This is a genomic window from Bradyrhizobium sp. USDA 4473, assembly GCF_054063335.1.
Genome location: NZ_JBSSGE010000001.1, coordinates 6,110,511 through 6,126,035, shown reverse-complemented (window position 1 = coordinate 6,126,035; position 15,525 = coordinate 6,110,511). Strand labels below are relative to the sequence as shown.

General features: G+C 66.7%; 13 protein-coding genes. 5 read left to right on the top strand and 8 right to left on the bottom strand.

Annotation, left to right across the window (positions count from 1 at the left end):
- Positions 1 to 3 precede the first annotated feature (3 nt).
- Both ACVW17_RS28990 and ACVW17_RS28985 read left to right on the top strand, forming a co-directional pair.
- On the top strand, positions 4 to 873 hold the full coding sequence (locus ACVW17_RS28990) for an NAD(P)-dependent oxidoreductase (RefSeq protein ID WP_456755041.1): 870 nt from the start codon (positions 4 to 6) through the stop codon (positions 871 to 873).
- Positions 874 to 957: 84 nt separating this feature from the next.
- Positions 958 to 1,893 (top strand): DMT family transporter, encoded by a 936-nt coding sequence (locus tag ACVW17_RS28985; protein WP_456755040.1) that lies wholly within the window; start codon positions 958 to 960, stop codon positions 1,891 to 1,893.
- On the opposite strand, the gene ACVW17_RS28980 is transcribed toward ACVW17_RS28985, so the two are convergent.
- Positions 1,853 to 3,916, bottom strand: coding sequence for a carbamoyltransferase C-terminal domain-containing protein (locus ACVW17_RS28980; protein WP_456755039.1), 2,064 nt, complete (start codon positions 3,914 to 3,916; stop codon positions 1,853 to 1,855). The two genes, ACVW17_RS28985 and ACVW17_RS28980, sit on opposite strands and share 41 nt — an antisense overlap.
- A 250-nt stretch (positions 3,917 to 4,166) precedes the next feature.
- Between ACVW17_RS28980 and ACVW17_RS28975 the strand changes: the two genes are divergently transcribed.
- Positions 4,167 to 5,402, top strand: a complete 1,236-nt coding sequence (locus tag ACVW17_RS28975; RefSeq protein WP_456755038.1) for an ABC transporter substrate-binding protein — start codon at positions 4,167 to 4,169, stop codon at positions 5,400 to 5,402.
- 109 nt (positions 5,403 to 5,511) lie between these two features.
- Here ACVW17_RS28975 and ACVW17_RS28970 read toward each other — a convergent pair whose 3' ends face one another.
- The 6 genes from ACVW17_RS28970 to ACVW17_RS28945 all read right to left on the bottom strand — a co-directional run bounded on the left by ACVW17_RS28970 (position 5,512) and on the right by ACVW17_RS28945 (position 11,805).
- Positions 5,512 to 6,822, bottom strand: coding sequence for an O-antigen ligase family protein (locus tag ACVW17_RS28970; RefSeq protein ID WP_456755037.1), 1,311 nt, complete (start codon positions 6,820 to 6,822; stop codon positions 5,512 to 5,514).
- Between the two features lie 7 nt (positions 6,823 to 6,829).
- Positions 6,830 to 8,248, bottom strand: a complete 1,419-nt coding sequence (locus tag ACVW17_RS28965) for a glycosyltransferase family 4 protein (protein WP_456755036.1) — start codon at positions 8,246 to 8,248, stop codon at positions 6,830 to 6,832.
- Positions 8,245 to 8,985 (bottom strand): ABC transporter ATP-binding protein, encoded by a 741-nt coding sequence (locus tag ACVW17_RS28960; RefSeq protein ID WP_456755035.1) that lies wholly within the window; start codon positions 8,983 to 8,985, stop codon positions 8,245 to 8,247. The genes ACVW17_RS28965 and ACVW17_RS28960 overlap by 4 nt, the downstream gene beginning before the upstream one ends.
- 2 nt (positions 8,986 to 8,987) lie before the next feature.
- On the bottom strand, positions 8,988 to 10,928 hold the full coding sequence (locus ACVW17_RS28955; RefSeq protein ID WP_456755034.1) for a glycosyltransferase: 1,941 nt from the start codon (positions 10,926 to 10,928) through the stop codon (positions 8,988 to 8,990).
- Between the two features lie 17 nt (positions 10,929 to 10,945).
- Complete coding sequence (locus ACVW17_RS28950; protein ID WP_456755033.1) at positions 10,946 to 11,173, bottom strand: hypothetical protein; 228 nt, start codon at positions 11,171 to 11,173, stop codon at positions 10,946 to 10,948.
- A gap of 200 nt (positions 11,174 to 11,373) precedes the next feature.
- On the bottom strand, positions 11,374 to 11,805 hold the full coding sequence (locus ACVW17_RS28945; RefSeq protein WP_456755032.1) for a hypothetical protein: 432 nt from the start codon (positions 11,803 to 11,805) through the stop codon (positions 11,374 to 11,376).
- Between the two features lie 162 nt (positions 11,806 to 11,967).
- Here ACVW17_RS28945 and ACVW17_RS28940 point away from each other — a divergent pair, with 162 nt between their 5' ends.
- Positions 11,968 to 12,843 (top strand): DUF6502 family protein, encoded by an 876-nt coding sequence (locus ACVW17_RS28940; RefSeq protein WP_456755031.1) that lies wholly within the window; start codon positions 11,968 to 11,970, stop codon positions 12,841 to 12,843.
- Positions 12,840 to 14,078, top strand: coding sequence for a DUF5666 domain-containing protein (locus ACVW17_RS28935; protein ID WP_456755030.1), 1,239 nt, complete (start codon positions 12,840 to 12,842; stop codon positions 14,076 to 14,078). Before ACVW17_RS28940 ends, ACVW17_RS28935 begins: the two co-directional genes overlap by 4 nt.
- Positions 14,079 to 14,145: 67 nt before the next feature.
- Here ACVW17_RS28935 and ACVW17_RS28930 read toward each other — a convergent pair whose 3' ends face one another.
- On the bottom strand, positions 14,146 to 15,501 hold the full coding sequence (locus ACVW17_RS28930; protein ID WP_456755029.1) for a peptidoglycan DD-metalloendopeptidase family protein: 1,356 nt from the start codon (positions 15,499 to 15,501) through the stop codon (positions 14,146 to 14,148).
- Positions 15,502 to 15,525: the final 24 nt, after the last annotated feature.

Genomic DNA, 15,525 nt, shown 5'->3' with positions numbered 1-15,525 from the left:
GCCATGCCGCGCGTCGCATTCATCGGATTGGGACGCATGGGGCACGGCATGGCCGGCCGTTATCTCGACGCCGGCTTCACCGTGGCGGTGTGGAACCGGAGCAAGGCCAAGGCCGAGGACCTGATCGCGCGCGGCGCGATCTGGGCGACCTCGCCGGAGGATGCCGCGATCGATGCCGATGCCGTCGTGACCATGGTCGCCGACGACGAGGCCTCGCGCGCGGTCTGGCTGAGCAAGGACGGCGCCGCCGCCACCATGAAGGCCGGCACGCTCGCGATCGAATGCTCGACGGTCTCCTACCAGCACACGCTCGAGATGGCGCGCGAGCTCAATAGCCGCGGCCTGATCTACATTGATTGTCCCGTCACCGGCCTGCCGGAGGCGGCCGCTGCCGGCAAGCTGACGCTGCTGGTCGGCGCCGATCCGGCCGATCTCGAACGCGCGCAGCCGTTCCTCGCGCCGATCGGCAGCACGATCCGTCATTTCGGGGCGGTCGGCACCGGTACCGTGTTCAAGCTGATCAACAACCTGATCGGCGCGGTGCAGATCGCAAGCCTTGCCGAAGGCGTCGCGATCGCCGAGCAGGCCGGTCTCGACATGCAGTTGGTCGCCGAAGCCCTGGCCTCCGGCGCAATCGCGAGCCCGCAGGTGATCCGCCACAGCAAGCGGATGATCGACCGCAATTTCTCCGGCGCTTCGTTTACCGCAGCGCTGCGCCACAAGGATGCCGACTACGCCGTGCGTCTGGCCGAGACGCTGCTGCCCGGCGTGCCCGTGAGCCGCGCCGCGCTCGTGGCCTACGACAAGGCCAAGGCTCATGCGCCCGATGGCGACGAAGGCCAGATGATCGAGATCGTGTCGCGGCAGAAATAGGCAGGGCCGCCATTCACGGAAATCGGGTGGGAATATCCGCGCGCCTGCGTTAGTCACCTGTGCGATTGCAGGTGAGTGCCCGACATGCCTTCCGCCGACAACCGCATTGATAGCCGCGACTGGGCGCTGCTCGGCCTGCTGTCGGTGCTATGGGGTGGCTCGTTCTTCTTCAACGGCGTGATCCTGCGCGAATTGCCGCCGCTGACCTTGGTGCTGCTGCGCGTGGTGCTGGGCACGATCATCCTGCTGCCGCTGCTGCGATCCCGGAACATCGAACGCCCGCGCGGCCTGTCCGGCTGGGCGCCGTTTGCCGCGATGGGGCTGTTCAACAACGTGCTGCCGTTCTCGCTGATCGTATCCGGACAGACCTATGTTCCGAGCGGGCTGGCCTCGATCCTCAATGCGACGACGCCGCTGTTCGCTGTGGTCGTGATGGCGGCGGCCGGCGAGGAGCGTGTGCAGGCGCAGCGCGTGGCGGGCGTGGTGGTCGGGCTGCTCGGCGTTGCGATCCTGCATGGCGATGCGCGCGGCTTCGAGAGCAAGCAGGGTATCGGCATCCTGCTGTGCCTCGCCGGTGCCTTCAGCTACGGCATCGCGGCGCTGGTCGGGCGACGGCTGCCGCAGCGCGTGCCGCCGCTCGGGACGGCGACATTCCAGATGATGGCGTCCGGCGTGATGATGGCGCCCATCGCCGCCGTGGCGGACCGTCCGTGGCTATTGCCGATGCCGCACGCGACGACATGGCTCGCCGTGCTCGGGCTCGCGGCGTTGTCGACGGCACTGGCCTACATCGTGTTCTTTCAGATCCTGCAGCGCTCCGGGCCGACCAATGTGATGCTGGTGACGCTGCTCATTCCCGTCACCGCGATGCTGCTCGGCTATCTCGTGCTCGGCGAGCCGATTGCGCTGCGCGAGGTGATCGGCGCGCTGGTCATCGCAAGCGCATTGCTGCTGATCGACGGCCGCGTGCTGGGCTGGTTCAGCCGCGCGCCTGCTTCCACGCCGCATACCATCCGGTAAAGCGTCCGCTGTCGCGCTCGCCGCCGTGCCAGGCGGCGTAGGCGCTGCCGTCATCGGCGACCAGCACCACGGCATCGAGCCCCTTGGAGCGGCGCAGCGTGTCCATCGCCTGCGCCGGCGTCTGTGCGATCGGACCTGCGACGTTGAACGAGGTGTTGACCGACATCTCGACGCCGATGTAGCGGCCGAGCGCCTTGAGATAGGCGTAGGTGAGGGGATCGTCCGCCTCGCGCACGATCTGGATGCGGCCGGTGCCGTCGGCATGCACCACGGCCGGAATCTTCGCGCGTGCCTCGGGCTTCGAATGCGCCGTGAGCACCATGTAATTGTAGGCGTTGTAGTCACCGTCGGAGGCGCCGTCTTCCAGCTGGAAGTGATCGCGCGCCGCCTCAAGCGTCGCCATCGGTGCCAGCGGCCGGATCGCCTCGCGATACTTGACGCGCTCGTTGAGGCGCTCGCGCACCTGGGGATCGCAGGGATTGGCCAAGATCGAGCGATGGCCGAGCGCGCGCGGGCCGGTTTCGGCCGCGCCCTGATAGATCGCGATCACGCCGCCTTGTGCCACCATGCTGGCCATCAGGTCCGCGATCGCATCGCGGCCTTCCGAGGTCGCCGCATTGCCGATTACAATCGAGGCGACGTCGTCGGCTTGCAGTGCCGCCGTGATCTCGGCATTCGACGGCGCCAGGCCGCAATAGAACGCGTGCGACAGCGGCGCACCGCGCGGTGCGCCCGCCATGTGCGCGAACAGCCACGCGGCGCCGATCGGCACGCCGGGATCGCCGGGGACCGGCGGGATCCACATATGCAGCCGCGTCTTGCGCCGCTGCGCGCGTTCGAACCACGCCTCGTCGAAATGCTCAAGCAGGCGCATGTTGCCGAGCGCGTTCAGCGCCACGCCGCCGGTCAGCACCAGGCGGTCGGTGCCGGTGATGCGCAGGAGATGATCGATGACATGGATCATCGCGTCCTCGAACACCAATTGCGTCGCGGCCGCCTTGTCGACGCGGTCCTTGGTGTCGGGGCGGTGATTGATGTCCTCGACGCGCAGCACGGCGTCGGGATTCCAGAGTTGGTCGGGCCGTAGCGGGGGGCCGAGAATATCGATCAGCGGCTGATGATAGGGATTGTCGGCCGGATCGGCGTACCAATTGGCCATCGCGCGATTGAGCTGCACGCTGCCATTGGGCCCGAGTTGCAGCACGTCCTTCAGGCGCGAATAATACCGATTGGTCGCACGGCTCATGTCGCCCCAGGCGGCGGCGCCCATGTAGCGGCCCTCGCTGGAGAGCCAGGTCCAGCCGCCCTGGCTCGACGAGACCACGGTGTAGAAGGCGCCGAGCGAATCGAACAGGCTCTCATTGCAATAGAGCTGCTTCATCTCGCCGTTCTCGGCGACATAGAGCGAGATCGAGCCGACATCTCCGGTGCCGTCCAGCACCGCGATCGCGACGCGCTCGCGCAGCTCGGCGAACGGCGATGCGGTGAATGAATACCACGCATGATTGTCGTGATGCGGCATGCAGATCAACGGCAGCTGCTCGCCGAGCCCGTACATCTTCGCAAGCTTGCGCGAGATGCGCCGCACCTGGTCCATCTGCCGCAGGTTGATCGCGGGCGCGATCGGCGCGCGCAGCAATTTGAGGCTGGCCGGCGCCTCCTCGAACGAGGTGCGGATCAGCATCGCCATCAGCGCCGGATAATCCCACGTCGTGACGAAGGCCGCGATGTCGCCGATGTCGCGGCCCATCCGCTGCAACACCCTGCGCATGTCGTCGAGCGCGTGTTGCGGGAACTCGTTGGTGTGCTTGTTGCCGGAGAAGCGCTCTTCCTCGTTGTTGACGATCAGGCGCGGGCCGTCCTTCTGGGTGACCTCGACCAGCGCGACGCCGGTGTTGTGGGTGCCGGGGCAGGCGAGGCCCGCTATGTAGACGGTCTCGCCGCGCTGCAGCCTCTCGCGGATCGACGCGATCGTGCGCTGCGCGAACTCGCCATTGGCCTTGTGCAGGCCAAGCTTGGCCATCGCACGTTCGCTGAGGCGGCGCGTGATTTCATAGCCCGCGGCCGCAAAACGCGGATGCCGCGGACCGGTACGAATGTCCGGTTTACGCAATCAGAACGCCTCGACTCGTGATCCCCAGATCGATCTTCAATCATAAATAGCGCCAGGCAACAATGCCGTTTCGCCCAACGGAAAAACCCGGCGCTTGCCAGCCTATGCGTCTCTTGCGAGACTTGCCGTCAAAACCAACGACAAAAATCGGGAGGAAACGATGCCGGCTCGTTCTGGATATATTGGCGCGATCGTGGCGTTCGCAAGTGCGGCACTGATCGCAAGCCCGGCCGCCGCGCAGAAGAGATACGATCCCGGCGCGACCGATACCGAAATCAAGATCGGCAACATCATGCCGTACAGCGGCCCGGCGTCGTCCTATGGCGTGATCGGCAAGACCGAGGCCGCGTTCTTCAGGATGATCAACGAGCAGGGCGGCATCAATGGCCGCAAGATCAACTTCATCAGCTACGACGATGCCTATTCACCGCCGAAGGCGATCGAGCAGGCGCGCAAGCTGGTCGAGAGCGACGAGGTGCTGTTGATCTTCCAGCCGCTCGGCACGCCGTCCAATTCAGCAATCATGAAATACATGAATGCCAAGAAGGTGCCGCAATTGTTCGTGGCCTCCGGCGGCACGAAATTCGGCGATCCCAAGAACTTTCCCTGGACGATGGGCTTCCAGCCCAATTACCAGAGCGAGGGACGCATCTATGCGAAGTACATTCGCGACAATTTTCCCGACAGCAAGATCGCGGTGTTCTGGCAGAACGATGACGCCGGCAAGGATCAATTCAAGGGCCTGAAGGATGGGCTCGGCGACAAGGCGGGCATGATCATCGCCGACAAGTCCTACGAGGTGTCCGATCCTTCGATCGATTCGCAGATCGTCGCGCTGCACGATTCCGGCGCCGACATCTTCTTCTCCTGGGCGGCGCCAAAGGGCTCGGCGCAGGCGATCCGCAAGGTCGGCGAGCTCGGCTGGAAGCCGAAATTCTTTCTCGCCAACACCGCGACCTCGGTCGCCTCGGTCTTGAAGCCGGCAGGGCTCGAATATTCCAAGGGCATCATCTCGACAGCCTATCTAAAGGATCCGACCGACCCGACCTGGGACAAGGATCCGGCAGTCATGAGCTGGCGTGCCTTCATGGACAAGTATTATCCCGACGGCGACAAGGGCAACGCCAACAACCTCTATGGCTATGTGCAGTCCGAGGCCATGGTGCAGGTCTTGAAGCAGTGCGGCGACAATCTCACCCGTGAGAACGTGATGAAACAGGCCGCCAATCTAAAGAACTTCCATTCCGACCTGATGCTGCCGGGCATCATGGTCAACACCTCGCCGGACGACTACTTCCCGATCGAGCAGATGCAGCTGATGCGGTTCAACGGCGCGGCATGGGAGCTGTTCGGCGACGTGATCACGGGCGAAGTCGGGCACGAGGCGACGCGGTAGGCGGTCGGTATGAAGAGGTAGTGCCGCAACATCAGTGTCGTCCCGACCCCCCGTGCGCAATTGCGCACTAGGCTGGGACGACACCGAGTATTCGTCGCGCCGCTCGCGGTCATCCCCGACGTGCCGCGGCACCGTCCGCCAAAATCTTCTCCGGCCGGCGGGCGCGCAGCGCCGTGCCGCCGGCGACGCCGACGCCGATCACATACATCCAGCCCTCGTGGAAATCGGCGAGATGCGAGTTGAGCAGCGAGCTCGTGACGTTCTGCACGACGGTTGCAAGCCCGATCCAGCTCACGAGATCGCGGCCGGCGAACAGCGTGGCGTGGCTGATCCACATCGCGTAAAGCAACAGGATGCCGGCGAGCCCCCACTGGATCGCGACATTGAGGGTCTGGTTGTGCGGGTTGTTGATCACCTCGGCGTCAAGGCCGGTCTGTCCGGCGGCATCCTGCGTGAACATCTGCTTGATCGAGCCGGTGCCATGGCCGAGCCATGGCGCCGCGACGATGAATTTCACCGACTTTCGCCAATAGGTCAGGCGCTGTGCCGTCGAAGCGATCCCGGACGTATCGTGCGCGCGATATTCGATCCCGACGTCGGCGATGCGCTGGCGCAGATAGGGCGAGGTGGTCCAGACCACCAGGCTGGTGAGGGCGACGCCGGCAAACAGCAGGCGCGTGGCACGCCGGGACAGATGCAGCGAGGCGAACAGGACGAGCAGCACCGGCATGTAGATCAGCGCGGTCCGCGCCGAGACGACGTAGAGCATGTTGACGATGAACAGCAGGATGAGCGCGCCGGCACCGGCTGCGATGCGCCATTGCCGGGCGCGCAGCGCCGTCAACGCCGGCAGTGCCAGCGCGAAGGCGCACAGCGCGAATTCCTGGCTCTGGTCGAGGTAGTTCTTGACCGGCACGCCGTCGGACACCGTGTGCGCGAACCTCAGCTGCGGCAATGCCAGCACGATCCATGACAGGATCATCACCAGCGTGCATGACGCCAGGAAGGCGGCGAACACCCAGAGCCCGCGCTGCGAGCGCTGAAAATAGCCGAGCAGGAACGGCAGCAGCAGCAGCTTGCTGAGCGGTTTGACGCCTTGCAGCCGTTCGGCCCAGCCGGCCTCCGACCACGCCAGACCGATCGCCGCGAGCGCGACCAGCGCGACCGGTAATGCATAGGCCGGCTGCGCGAGGTCGAACACGAACTGCTCCCAGTCGATCGTCGGGATCACGGCGACCAGCCACAGCAGCATGAAAACGGCGAGCGCCGTCGTCGACCAGGGCAGCGAAGCCGCCGCCAGCGCCATCAGGATGTCGGCGGCGCGGACATAGGCGGCCGTACCGGACCAGGCGCGGACGCGGTCGCGCCATTGCAGTGCAGGTTCGGCGGCGACGTCGATCGCGTGGGACTCGGTGGTCATGATCGGATTACGCGGTCGCGCCGTTGAAGGTCGCCATCGCCGCGGTGAGCGCCGCGGCGGCGGTCGTGACATCGGCGGCAGCCCGATGCGACAGCAGGTCGCGCGCCTGGGTGTGGTGGCCGAAGCGGTCGGCGAGCTCGGCCCGCCGCTCGCGGATCCGGTCGCGCCAGTGCTCCTGCTGCGCCAGCACGCGCCGCACCGAGGCGCAGATCGATTCGGTCGAGAACGGATCGAAATAATCCGCAAGCTCGCCCGCGACCTCGCGAAACACGGCGATATCGGAGCACAGCACCGGGGTATTGGCCGCGAATGCCTCGATGATCGGGACGCCGAAACCTTCGGCGAGGCTCGGCATGATCAGGCCGTGCGCATCGGCGATCAACGCCGCCTTCTCGTGCTCGTCGACATAGCCGGAGAAGCGGACGTTCTTCGGCAGGTTGCTCGCCTGGTTGGCGCCGCCGGCATAGCCGATCACGACAAGATCGGCCTCCGGCAGCTTGCGGAAGGCGCGCACGACGGCCGCGAGGTTCTTGCGAGGCTCGTTCGAGACGATGACGACGAAGCTCGGCCGTGCCGTGACGGCCGCCGGCGCCGGCGCAAGCGGCACTTCCGGCACGTCGAAACGGGTCCGCGGATAGACCACCCGCGCGGGAATATGCGCATATTGCGGCAGCAGGGCGCGGAAGCGGTTCATGCTGTAGTTGGAGACGAAGGCGAGCTCGTCAGCCTGCTGCACGCTCGTGAACAGGCGCGACAGGAACAGGCGGGTCGCGATATCGTCCAGCTTGAGATCGGTGATCGGCAACAGGTCGTGCACGACGCAGATCACTTTGGCGTTCCGGCGGCGCTTGATCGCAACCCGGGTCGGGGTGTCGATCAGGATGACGTCGTAGTCGCGCGCATCGACCCGCGGCGGCGGCAAGCGGGTCAGGGCCGAGGTGTCCTGATAGCTGTAGAAGCCGGGCTCGAGCAGGAAATCGCCGAACAGCTCGAGATGGCGCAAATCGGTCGGAATGTATTCGAGGCCCTCGGTCCGGTTCTCGATTCGCTTGACGCTGGTCGGCAGCAGCTGAATCGAACGCAGGAAGGCGATGATGAACTCGAGCGAGGTCGCCGCCTTGAGCTTGTGCTTGAACCAGTCGACGGTGCGGCGCAGGCCGCCGCGCATGATCGGCGAGTTCATGTCGGTCTCGTCGAGGAAACGATAGAGCGCGAGCAGCTCGATCAGCCGCGAGTCCTCGGGCAGCAGGCGCGTCCGCTGCTGCCTGCGGCGCAGCTTGCGGTAGCGGCGCGTCGTCTCGACGACGAGCGTCAATTCATGACCGGCGCCGGCCAGCGAGCGGATCAGCTCGCGCGTGAAGTGAAAGATGCCGCGCTTGTGGTTGGGCTCGCCAAGCGCCTCGCTGACGACCAGGATCTTTGTCATGCGCTGATTTCTCTGAGCTCGAGGTGATGCGGGACGGGCGGATCCAGCGCGACGGTGCTGGCAATGCGGCCGTGGTCGAGATTGATGATGCTGGTGCAGGTCCGGCGCAGCAGTGCGTGGTCGTGCGAGGCGATGATCACGATCGCCGCGGTCTCGACCATCTTGCGCAGCCGCTGCTCGGCCTTGGCCGAGAATTTCTCGTCGACCACGCTGAGCCATTCGTCGAGCAGCAGGATGTCGGCGGGAAAGGCGGTCGCGGTCGCGAACAGCACCCGCATCAGCATGCCCGAGGAGAACATCCGCAGCGGCAGCCGTTGCATGCGCTCCTCGAGCTCGGTGAACGCCCAGATCTCGTCCAGGATCGCTTGCGTCGGCTTGCGGCCGGAGATCCGCAGCAGCAGGTTGATGTTGTCGGCGGCGACGAAATCGAGATTGACGCCGGCGCCCAGGCCGAGCAACGGCACGACGTTGCCTGTCGTCTCGACCCGGCCGCTGGTGGCCGGGAACACGCCGGCGATCAGCCGCAGCAAAGTGGACTTGCCGGAACCGTTCGGGCCGGCGAGCCCGATGCGCGCGCCGGCCTTCGCCTCGATCGAGAAGTTGTCGATCGCGCGGATGGTGCGCATCTCGCTGCTTTGCCGGAACAGGCGCCCAAGCAGGCGGCGCTTCAGCGAGAAGTCGTAGGCGCCGTACAGCGGATAATCGAGGCAGGCGTCTTGGAGGTGGATGCTTGCCATGACTAGATCCAGAACGCCGCTTTGCGCAGATGGGCGATGGTGACGGTCGCGGCGACCGCGAGCACGGCGAGGCAGGCCAGCACGTAGATCAGGCTGGTCATTGCGACGTGGCCCGTCGCCAGCGGCTCGCGCCAGATCGCGAACAGATGCGTCAGCGGGTTGAGCCGCATCACGGTCGAGCCGCGATCGATCATCTCCGATGTCCAGATGATCGGCGAGGCCAGGAAGGCCAGCGTCAGCGAGGACTCGATGATCGGCTTGATGTCGCGGTAGCGCGTCGCCAGCGCACCGAGCACGAGGCTCAGCGCCATCGTGCAGACGACGAACAGCGCGAGGCCGGGCAGGGCGATGACGGCGCCGCCGAAATCCCGCGGCGTCAGCACAAGCCACAGGATCATCGGCACCACTGCGTTGTGCGCCGCGAACAGTGCCTGGCGGAAGGTACATTGCAGCAGGAAGATCACCGGCGGCAGTGCGCGATCCTTGATCAGGCTGGCCGAGTTCTGCAACGCGGTGGTGGCATCGAGCACGACGCTGTTGAGGAAGGTCCAGGCGGTGAGGCTTGCCGCCAGCATCGGCAGCCGCGCCAGCGCGCCGGCGTTCGAGAAATGGCCGATGACCGAGCCGAGCACGGCCACCATGATCGCCATCTGGATCGACATCCAGAAGGGTCCAAGGAGGGAGCGGACGTAACGATGCCGCATGTCGGACCATGCCAGCGCGGCGGCGATCCGGATCGCACCGACGGGGCCGGCCGTTTGGCGATGCAAGCCTGGGGCTGACGAGCTTGCATCCTTTGCGGCGGCCTCTTCGGCGACGACTTTGCGGTACACCGTCTCCACTCCCTCCTTGAAGGCTGTTGTCGAGTATTTCGTGATCGCGCGGTGCCGCGCGGCCTGACCCATGCGGCGGCGCCGCTCCGGATCGTTGATCAGGCTTTCGATGGCGTCGGCGAGTGCCGCGGGATCGCCAGGCGGCACCGTGATCGCCTCGAGCCCGTGGCGGGCGACATGGGGAACGCCGGTGTCGAGCGCGGTGTTGACGACGGGACGGCTTGCGGCCATCGCCTCGAGCTGAACCAGCCCGAAGGTCTCCGCATTGGTCACCGACGGCATCACGAAGACATCGGCGATGCGCATCAGCTTGACGCGCTCGCTCTCGGATACCGAGCCGAGCAGGCGGACCCGGTCCTGCAGGCCGTAGTCGCGGATCAGCTGCTCGAGATTGGCGCGCTCGCGGCCCTCGCCGACGATCCAGACCTCGAAATTGCGGGCGTGGGCCGATCGCACCAGCACGTCAAAACCCTTGTAGGGCACCAGCCGCCCGCAGGCGAGGACGAGGCGGCCGCGGGCGTTGACATCGTCAGCCTGTGCGGCCGGCCGGTCATATTTCTCCACATCGACGCCGAACGGGACGGCGTGGCACTTGTCGGAAAACTCCTGCAGCAACGGCGTGGTTTCGACCAGCACCGGATCGGAAACGATGATCGCGGCGGCGCGGTGCAGGGTTCGCCGCATCAACGGCTCGACCAGGAAGCGCAGTGCCGCGTGCGAGACGATATCGGCGTGCCAGTGCACCACCAGCGGCCGCGAGCGTCCGAGGCCGAACGCGAACACGAGGTCGGCGAGCGGGAAGGGGGCGTGCAGCGCCAGCAGATCGTGATTGGCGATGCGGCGCCACAGCCGCCACGGATAGGTCGGCGCCGCCGGCAGCGACAGCACGTCACCGAACGAATGCACGCGCTCGACGGCAACCTCGTTGACCACGATCTGCCGCTCGCCGCCGGAGCGCGAGCAGACCAGCACGGCGGCGTTGAACGTGCCCTTCAATCCGGCGCAGATGTCGCGGATGACGGTCAGCGTACCGCCGAACAGGTCGGGGTAGTAGACCTTGAAGATGTGCAGCACCGACGGACGTCGGGCCGGCTCGTTGACGACGATCATGGGCGGCTCGATCCGGATCATGCTGCGTACAGGGCGACGACGAACGGCAGCGCCAGCGCGGCGAAGAACACCAGCGAGCGCAGCAATGCCGGAAACACCGGCTCGATCGGGCCGCAAGGCGCCTGCGGCGTCAAGCAAGACGGCGCCTGCGGCGTGAAGAGTGTGGCGGCGGCGAACCGAGCGGATTGGCGCGGCGAATCGGATTCGCGAAGCGAATAGAGGCCGCGGGCCGAACGAAGAGACATTGCGTCGGATTCCCTGCTGAATGGATTTCGAATACGTGGGAGAATTTCACACGTCAATGGCTGCGAACTAAAATGTGGGATTATGTCCCACGTAAGGCGGTGGAAAACTTTTTGAGGGATGGAATGGCGCCCATAGGGGCGCGATCGCGCCGCGACTGCGCGGGGCGGGCGGGCGAATACGGGAGGTACCTAACTGGGCGTCAGGCCGGCTCGGCTGGGCGCGTCGTTGATGTCAGCAACTGGCGCCGGATGGTGGCGATGTCGAAATGGATCCGCTCCGGCAGCATCGCGGCTGCGGGCCGCTGCAGATCCTGCTCGATCACGACACGCTTGCCGCCGTCCGATGTCAGCGCGATCGAGATCGATTGCGCGCGCGGCTCGGCGCAGAGGCCGGCATGCGCGCGGCTGGCATATTCGCCGGCGCGCAAGCCGCCGAAGCCGAAGGCGAGCAGCCGGCCGTAGATGTACAGCGCCAGCAGGTCGGTTTCGCCGAAGCGGCGCGGCGAGCCGGGCACGACGCCCGGCAGGCAGGGATAGCCGCCCGCCATCACCGTCGACACGAACTCCTCGTAAGGAACCTGGGCGATCCGGCAGGCTTCCGCGATCGCAAGATCGAATCGGGCAGGCGTCATGGAAGGGATCCGTATGCCAGGCACCGCGACAGCCGCGCCGGCAAGCGCGCGGTGTGTCCGGAGGTAACTTTGTTTCCAATAAGTGGGAAAATATCACACGTCAAGTGATGCGAGTTGAGCAGTGGGATTGTATCCCACGCAATCGACGGCTAAAAGTTAGGCATGAATGCCAAGGCCCCGAAGTCGAAGGCGGGATCGTCCGCGCCGATCGCCGCAGCGAAGCTGCACGCGCCGCTGGCGCGGATGCTGCGTCCGCTGGTGCGGCTTTGCATTCGCGGCGGCATGACATTTCCGGCGCTGACGCAGCTGCTGCGCGAGCTCTATGTCAATGTCGCCGAGCACGACTTCGCGCTCGAGGGCAAGGAGCAGACCGACAGCCGCGTCAGCCTGTTGACCGGGATCCACCGCAAGGAGGTGGCGCGGTTGCGCGGCGCCGGCGCGCCGGTCAATGCGGTGCCGGCGACGTTGTCGCGCACCAGCGCGATCATCGCACGCTGGCTGGCCGCACCCGAATTCACCGACGCCAAGGGCGATCCGCTGCCGCTGCCGCGCACCGCCGACGGCGGCGCGCCGTCGTTCGAGACGCTGGTCGAATCGATCACCAAGGACGTGCGGCCGCGCGCTGTGCTCGACGAATGGCTCGACCGCAAGCTCGTCACCATCAATGATGACGACGAGATCATGCTGGTCGAGGAGGCGTTTGTGCCGTACGGCGACGACGACCGCAAATGGCACTATCTCGGGCGCAATCTGCACGACCATGTCGCGGCCGCCGAGCTCAACGTGTCCTCGGCGACGCCGCGCTTCCTTGAACGCGCGGTGCATTACGACGGGCTGTCGGCGAAGTTGGCAAAACGGCTCGAGGGGCGCTCGCGCGAGCTGGCGATGGAGGCATTGAAAGTCGCCAACCGCGAGGCCAACCGCGCGCTCGCCAAAGACAAGGGTGGCGACTATCGCTGGAATTTCGGCATCTACATCTATCGCGAGGGCCCGGACGGGCCGGTCGATGACGATGCGGACGAAGGCGGTGCGTCATGACGCGCCCGCCAGGCATCTCGCGCCGGGCGCTGCTGATCGGCTTCTGGCTTGGGGGAACCTCGCTCGCCGGCGCGCAGGTCAAGAAACGCGGCAACGACCACGGCATCGGCGGCACCGGCATCACCGGCTCCGACCAGGGCATCGGTGGCACCGGCATCGTCGGCGTGATCCAGCGGTTCGGCTCGATCTACGTCAATGGCGAGCGCGTCGCCTATGCGGCCGACGTGCCGGTCAGGATCGACGGTGAGGCGGCGAATGCGAAGGCGCTGCGGATCGGACAACTCGCGCGCGTCGTGGCGCAGCGCGACGCCGGCGGCACGCTGTCGACCAGGCGCATCGATGTCACGAGCGAAGTGACCGGGCCGGTAGAGCATGTGAAGTCGGGCGAGCTGACCGTGCTCGGCCAGAAGGTCGCCTGGAGCGGCCGCGAGAGCTGGCTGAAGCCGGGCGCGCAGGTCGCCGTGTTCGGGCTGCGTCGCACGGATGGCGTCGTCGTCGCCAGCCTTGTGCAGGAGCGTCACGATGCGGCGATGCGCGTCGCCGGACCGCTCGAGCGCGATCGCGCCGGCAGCTTGCGGATCGGCGAACTCAAGCTCGCCGGTGTCGATGCGGCGCTGGTCGGGCAGCGCGTGCAGGCCGAGGGCCACGTCGCGCAGGGCGTGATGCAGGTGTCGCGCAGCCGCGCCGACGACTTCTCCGATCTCACCGGTGCCAAGCGGCTCCTGATCGAGGCCTATGTGCGGCGGGTCGGCAATGACCTGCAGCTCGGCTCCGGCTTTGTCGCGCGTGACCACTCGCGCTTCTCGCCGGCGGCGGATACGCGTGTCGTCGTCAATGCGCAGCTGTCGGGCCCGCGCGAGCTGCGGGTCGAATCGGTGCAGTCGGTCGGCCATTTCCCGGGTTCGTCGGTGCGCAATCCCGGCACGCCGGGGCGCGGCGCCGGTGGTGGCGGACCTGGCGGCGGAGCAGGGCCGGGCGGGCGCGGCGGGCCCGGTGGCGGACCGGGCGGAGCTGGTCCCGGCGGCGGGCCGTCCGGTGCACCGGGAGGCGGTCCACCGCCAGGCGGTGGTCCTGCGCCCGATCCCTTGAGCGGCGGAACGACCGGCCCAGGTCCGGGCGGCTTCGGCCCGCCTGGCGGACCGTTCGGCCCAGGCGGCGGCGGTGGTCCGTTCGGACCCGGCGGTGGATTCGGTGGCGGCGGGCCGCCCGGCGGCATGGGCGGCGGCCGCCGCTGAGCAAACAACGAAACGGCGCAAGCGAGCCGCTTGCGCCGTTATTCAGGTCGATCGTTGAGGGCTTGAATTAGCCCGCGCTGAGCCGGACGCCGGCGCGGAGGAATTTCTGCGGGTCGACCGCTTCGCCGTCGATGCGGGTTTCGTAATGCAGATGCGGACCGGTGGAGCGGCCGGTCGAACCGACGGCGCCGATCACCTGACCGATCTTGACGTATTCGCCGACCTTGACGCCGATCTCGGAGAGATGGCCGTAGCGGGTCGACAGCCCGTTGCCGTGATCGACCTCGACCATGCGGCCGTAGCCGCCGGCCCAGCCCGCCGACACCACCTTGCCGTTGGCGGTGACCCGCACCGGATCGCCCTGCGCGGCGCGGAAGTCGAGGCCGGTGTGCATCGCCGGCCGGCCGAGGAAGGGATCGGAGCGAACGCCGAAGCCGCTGGTGAACTCGACTTCGCCGACGACGGGCTTGCGATAGGGCACCAGGGCCAGCGTCTGGTTCAGCCGCTGCATCTGGGCGCGGTTGATGTTGATGCGGTAGAGCTGGCGCTCGAACGCGCCGGCGTCGGGGGAAAGTTTCACGGGAACAAAAGGTCCGCCCATGCCCGAGCGCGGCACGGCTGCTTCGAGTTGCGCCATGTTGAGGCCGAGATCGCTGATCACGCCGCGCATCCGGCGCACTTTGGAATCGATGCTGTCCTCGACCGACGAGAGGGCCGCGACCTGGCGACGCTCGACCTGATCAAGCGAGGTCTGCAGCCGGACCAGCACGTTGTCGACGCCCTGCGCCTTGACGAACTGGTTCGGCTGCGCCTTGGCGATCAATGGCGCGCGCGATTCCAGCCGCGCCTCTCGATCCGGCGGCGCCACGAAGATCACGGTGTCGCTGATCGGAGATGGTTTCAACGGACCGGAGGAGGGCGCCGCCTCGGCGCGGCCCTGCGGCTTGATCGAGCCGGTCACGGTGGCATCGGGCATCGCGCCGAGCGCGGTGGCGCGCTGCTCCAGCGTCGACTGCCGCTTCATGATCTGGTCGAGCTTCTGGTCGAACTGCTCCTGGTCGAGCAGCTGGCGGCTGGTGGTGCGGTCGACCTTGGCGCGCAGTTCCGAGATGCGGTCCTCATAGGCGTACTGCATCTCGGCCTGGCGCGCGATCAGCCGGGTCAGGACGTCATCGCGGAACGCGAAATAGGTGGCGGTCGCCGCCGACCACATGCCGAGCAACACGACGGTGCCGACCGCGATCCAGAACACGACCGGTCCGAACCGGACCTGCTTGCCGGCATGGACCAGCGTATAGCCCTCGCCGGAGGCGGCCACCGCAGCGGCATGCTGGGCTGCCGGACGGCGCATCGGCGTCCGGCCATGGTCCTGCGGATGATGGTGTTTCTGGTATTCCTGGTGATGACCGGACCGGCTCGACATCGGTACTCCCGCGGCCGGTCGGAC

Excerpts from the sequence above, each read along its gene's own strand:
- ACVW17_RS28990 (WP_456755041.1), top strand. The coding sequence starts at position 4 with ATGCCGCGCGTCGCATTCATCGGATTGGGACGCATGGGGCACGGCATG.
- ACVW17_RS28985 (WP_456755040.1), top strand. The coding sequence starts at position 958 with ATGCCTTCCGCCGACAACCGCATTGATAGCCGCGACTGGGCGCTGCTC.
- ACVW17_RS28980 (WP_456755039.1), bottom strand. The coding sequence starts at position 3,916 with ATGGCCAAGCTTGGCCTGCACAAGGCCAATGGCGAGTTCGCGCAGCGC.
- ACVW17_RS28975 (WP_456755038.1), top strand. The coding sequence starts at position 4,167 with ATGCCGGCTCGTTCTGGATATATTGGCGCGATCGTGGCGTTCGCAAGT.
- ACVW17_RS28970 (WP_456755037.1), bottom strand. The coding sequence starts at position 6,822 with ATGACCACCGAGTCCCACGCGATCGACGTCGCCGCCGAACCTGCACTG.
- ACVW17_RS28965 (WP_456755036.1), bottom strand. The coding sequence starts at position 8,248 with ATGACAAAGATCCTGGTCGTCAGCGAGGCGCTTGGCGAGCCCAACCAC.
- ACVW17_RS28960 (WP_456755035.1), bottom strand. The coding sequence starts at position 8,985 with ATGGCAAGCATCCACCTCCAAGACGCCTGCCTCGATTATCCGCTGTAC.
- ACVW17_RS28955 (WP_456755034.1), bottom strand. The coding sequence starts at position 10,928 with ATGATCGTCGTCAACGAGCCGGCCCGACGTCCGTCGGTGCTGCACATC.
- ACVW17_RS28950 (WP_456755033.1), bottom strand. The coding sequence starts at position 11,173 with ATGTCTCTTCGTTCGGCCCGCGGCCTCTATTCGCTTCGCGAATCCGAT.
- ACVW17_RS28945 (WP_456755032.1), bottom strand. The coding sequence starts at position 11,805 with ATGACGCCTGCCCGATTCGATCTTGCGATCGCGGAAGCCTGCCGGATC.
- ACVW17_RS28940 (WP_456755031.1), top strand. The coding sequence starts at position 11,968 with ATGAATGCCAAGGCCCCGAAGTCGAAGGCGGGATCGTCCGCGCCGATC.
- ACVW17_RS28935 (WP_456755030.1), top strand. The coding sequence starts at position 12,840 with ATGACGCGCCCGCCAGGCATCTCGCGCCGGGCGCTGCTGATCGGCTTC.
- ACVW17_RS28930 (WP_456755029.1), bottom strand. The coding sequence starts at position 15,501 with ATGTCGAGCCGGTCCGGTCATCACCAGGAATACCAGAAACACCATCAT.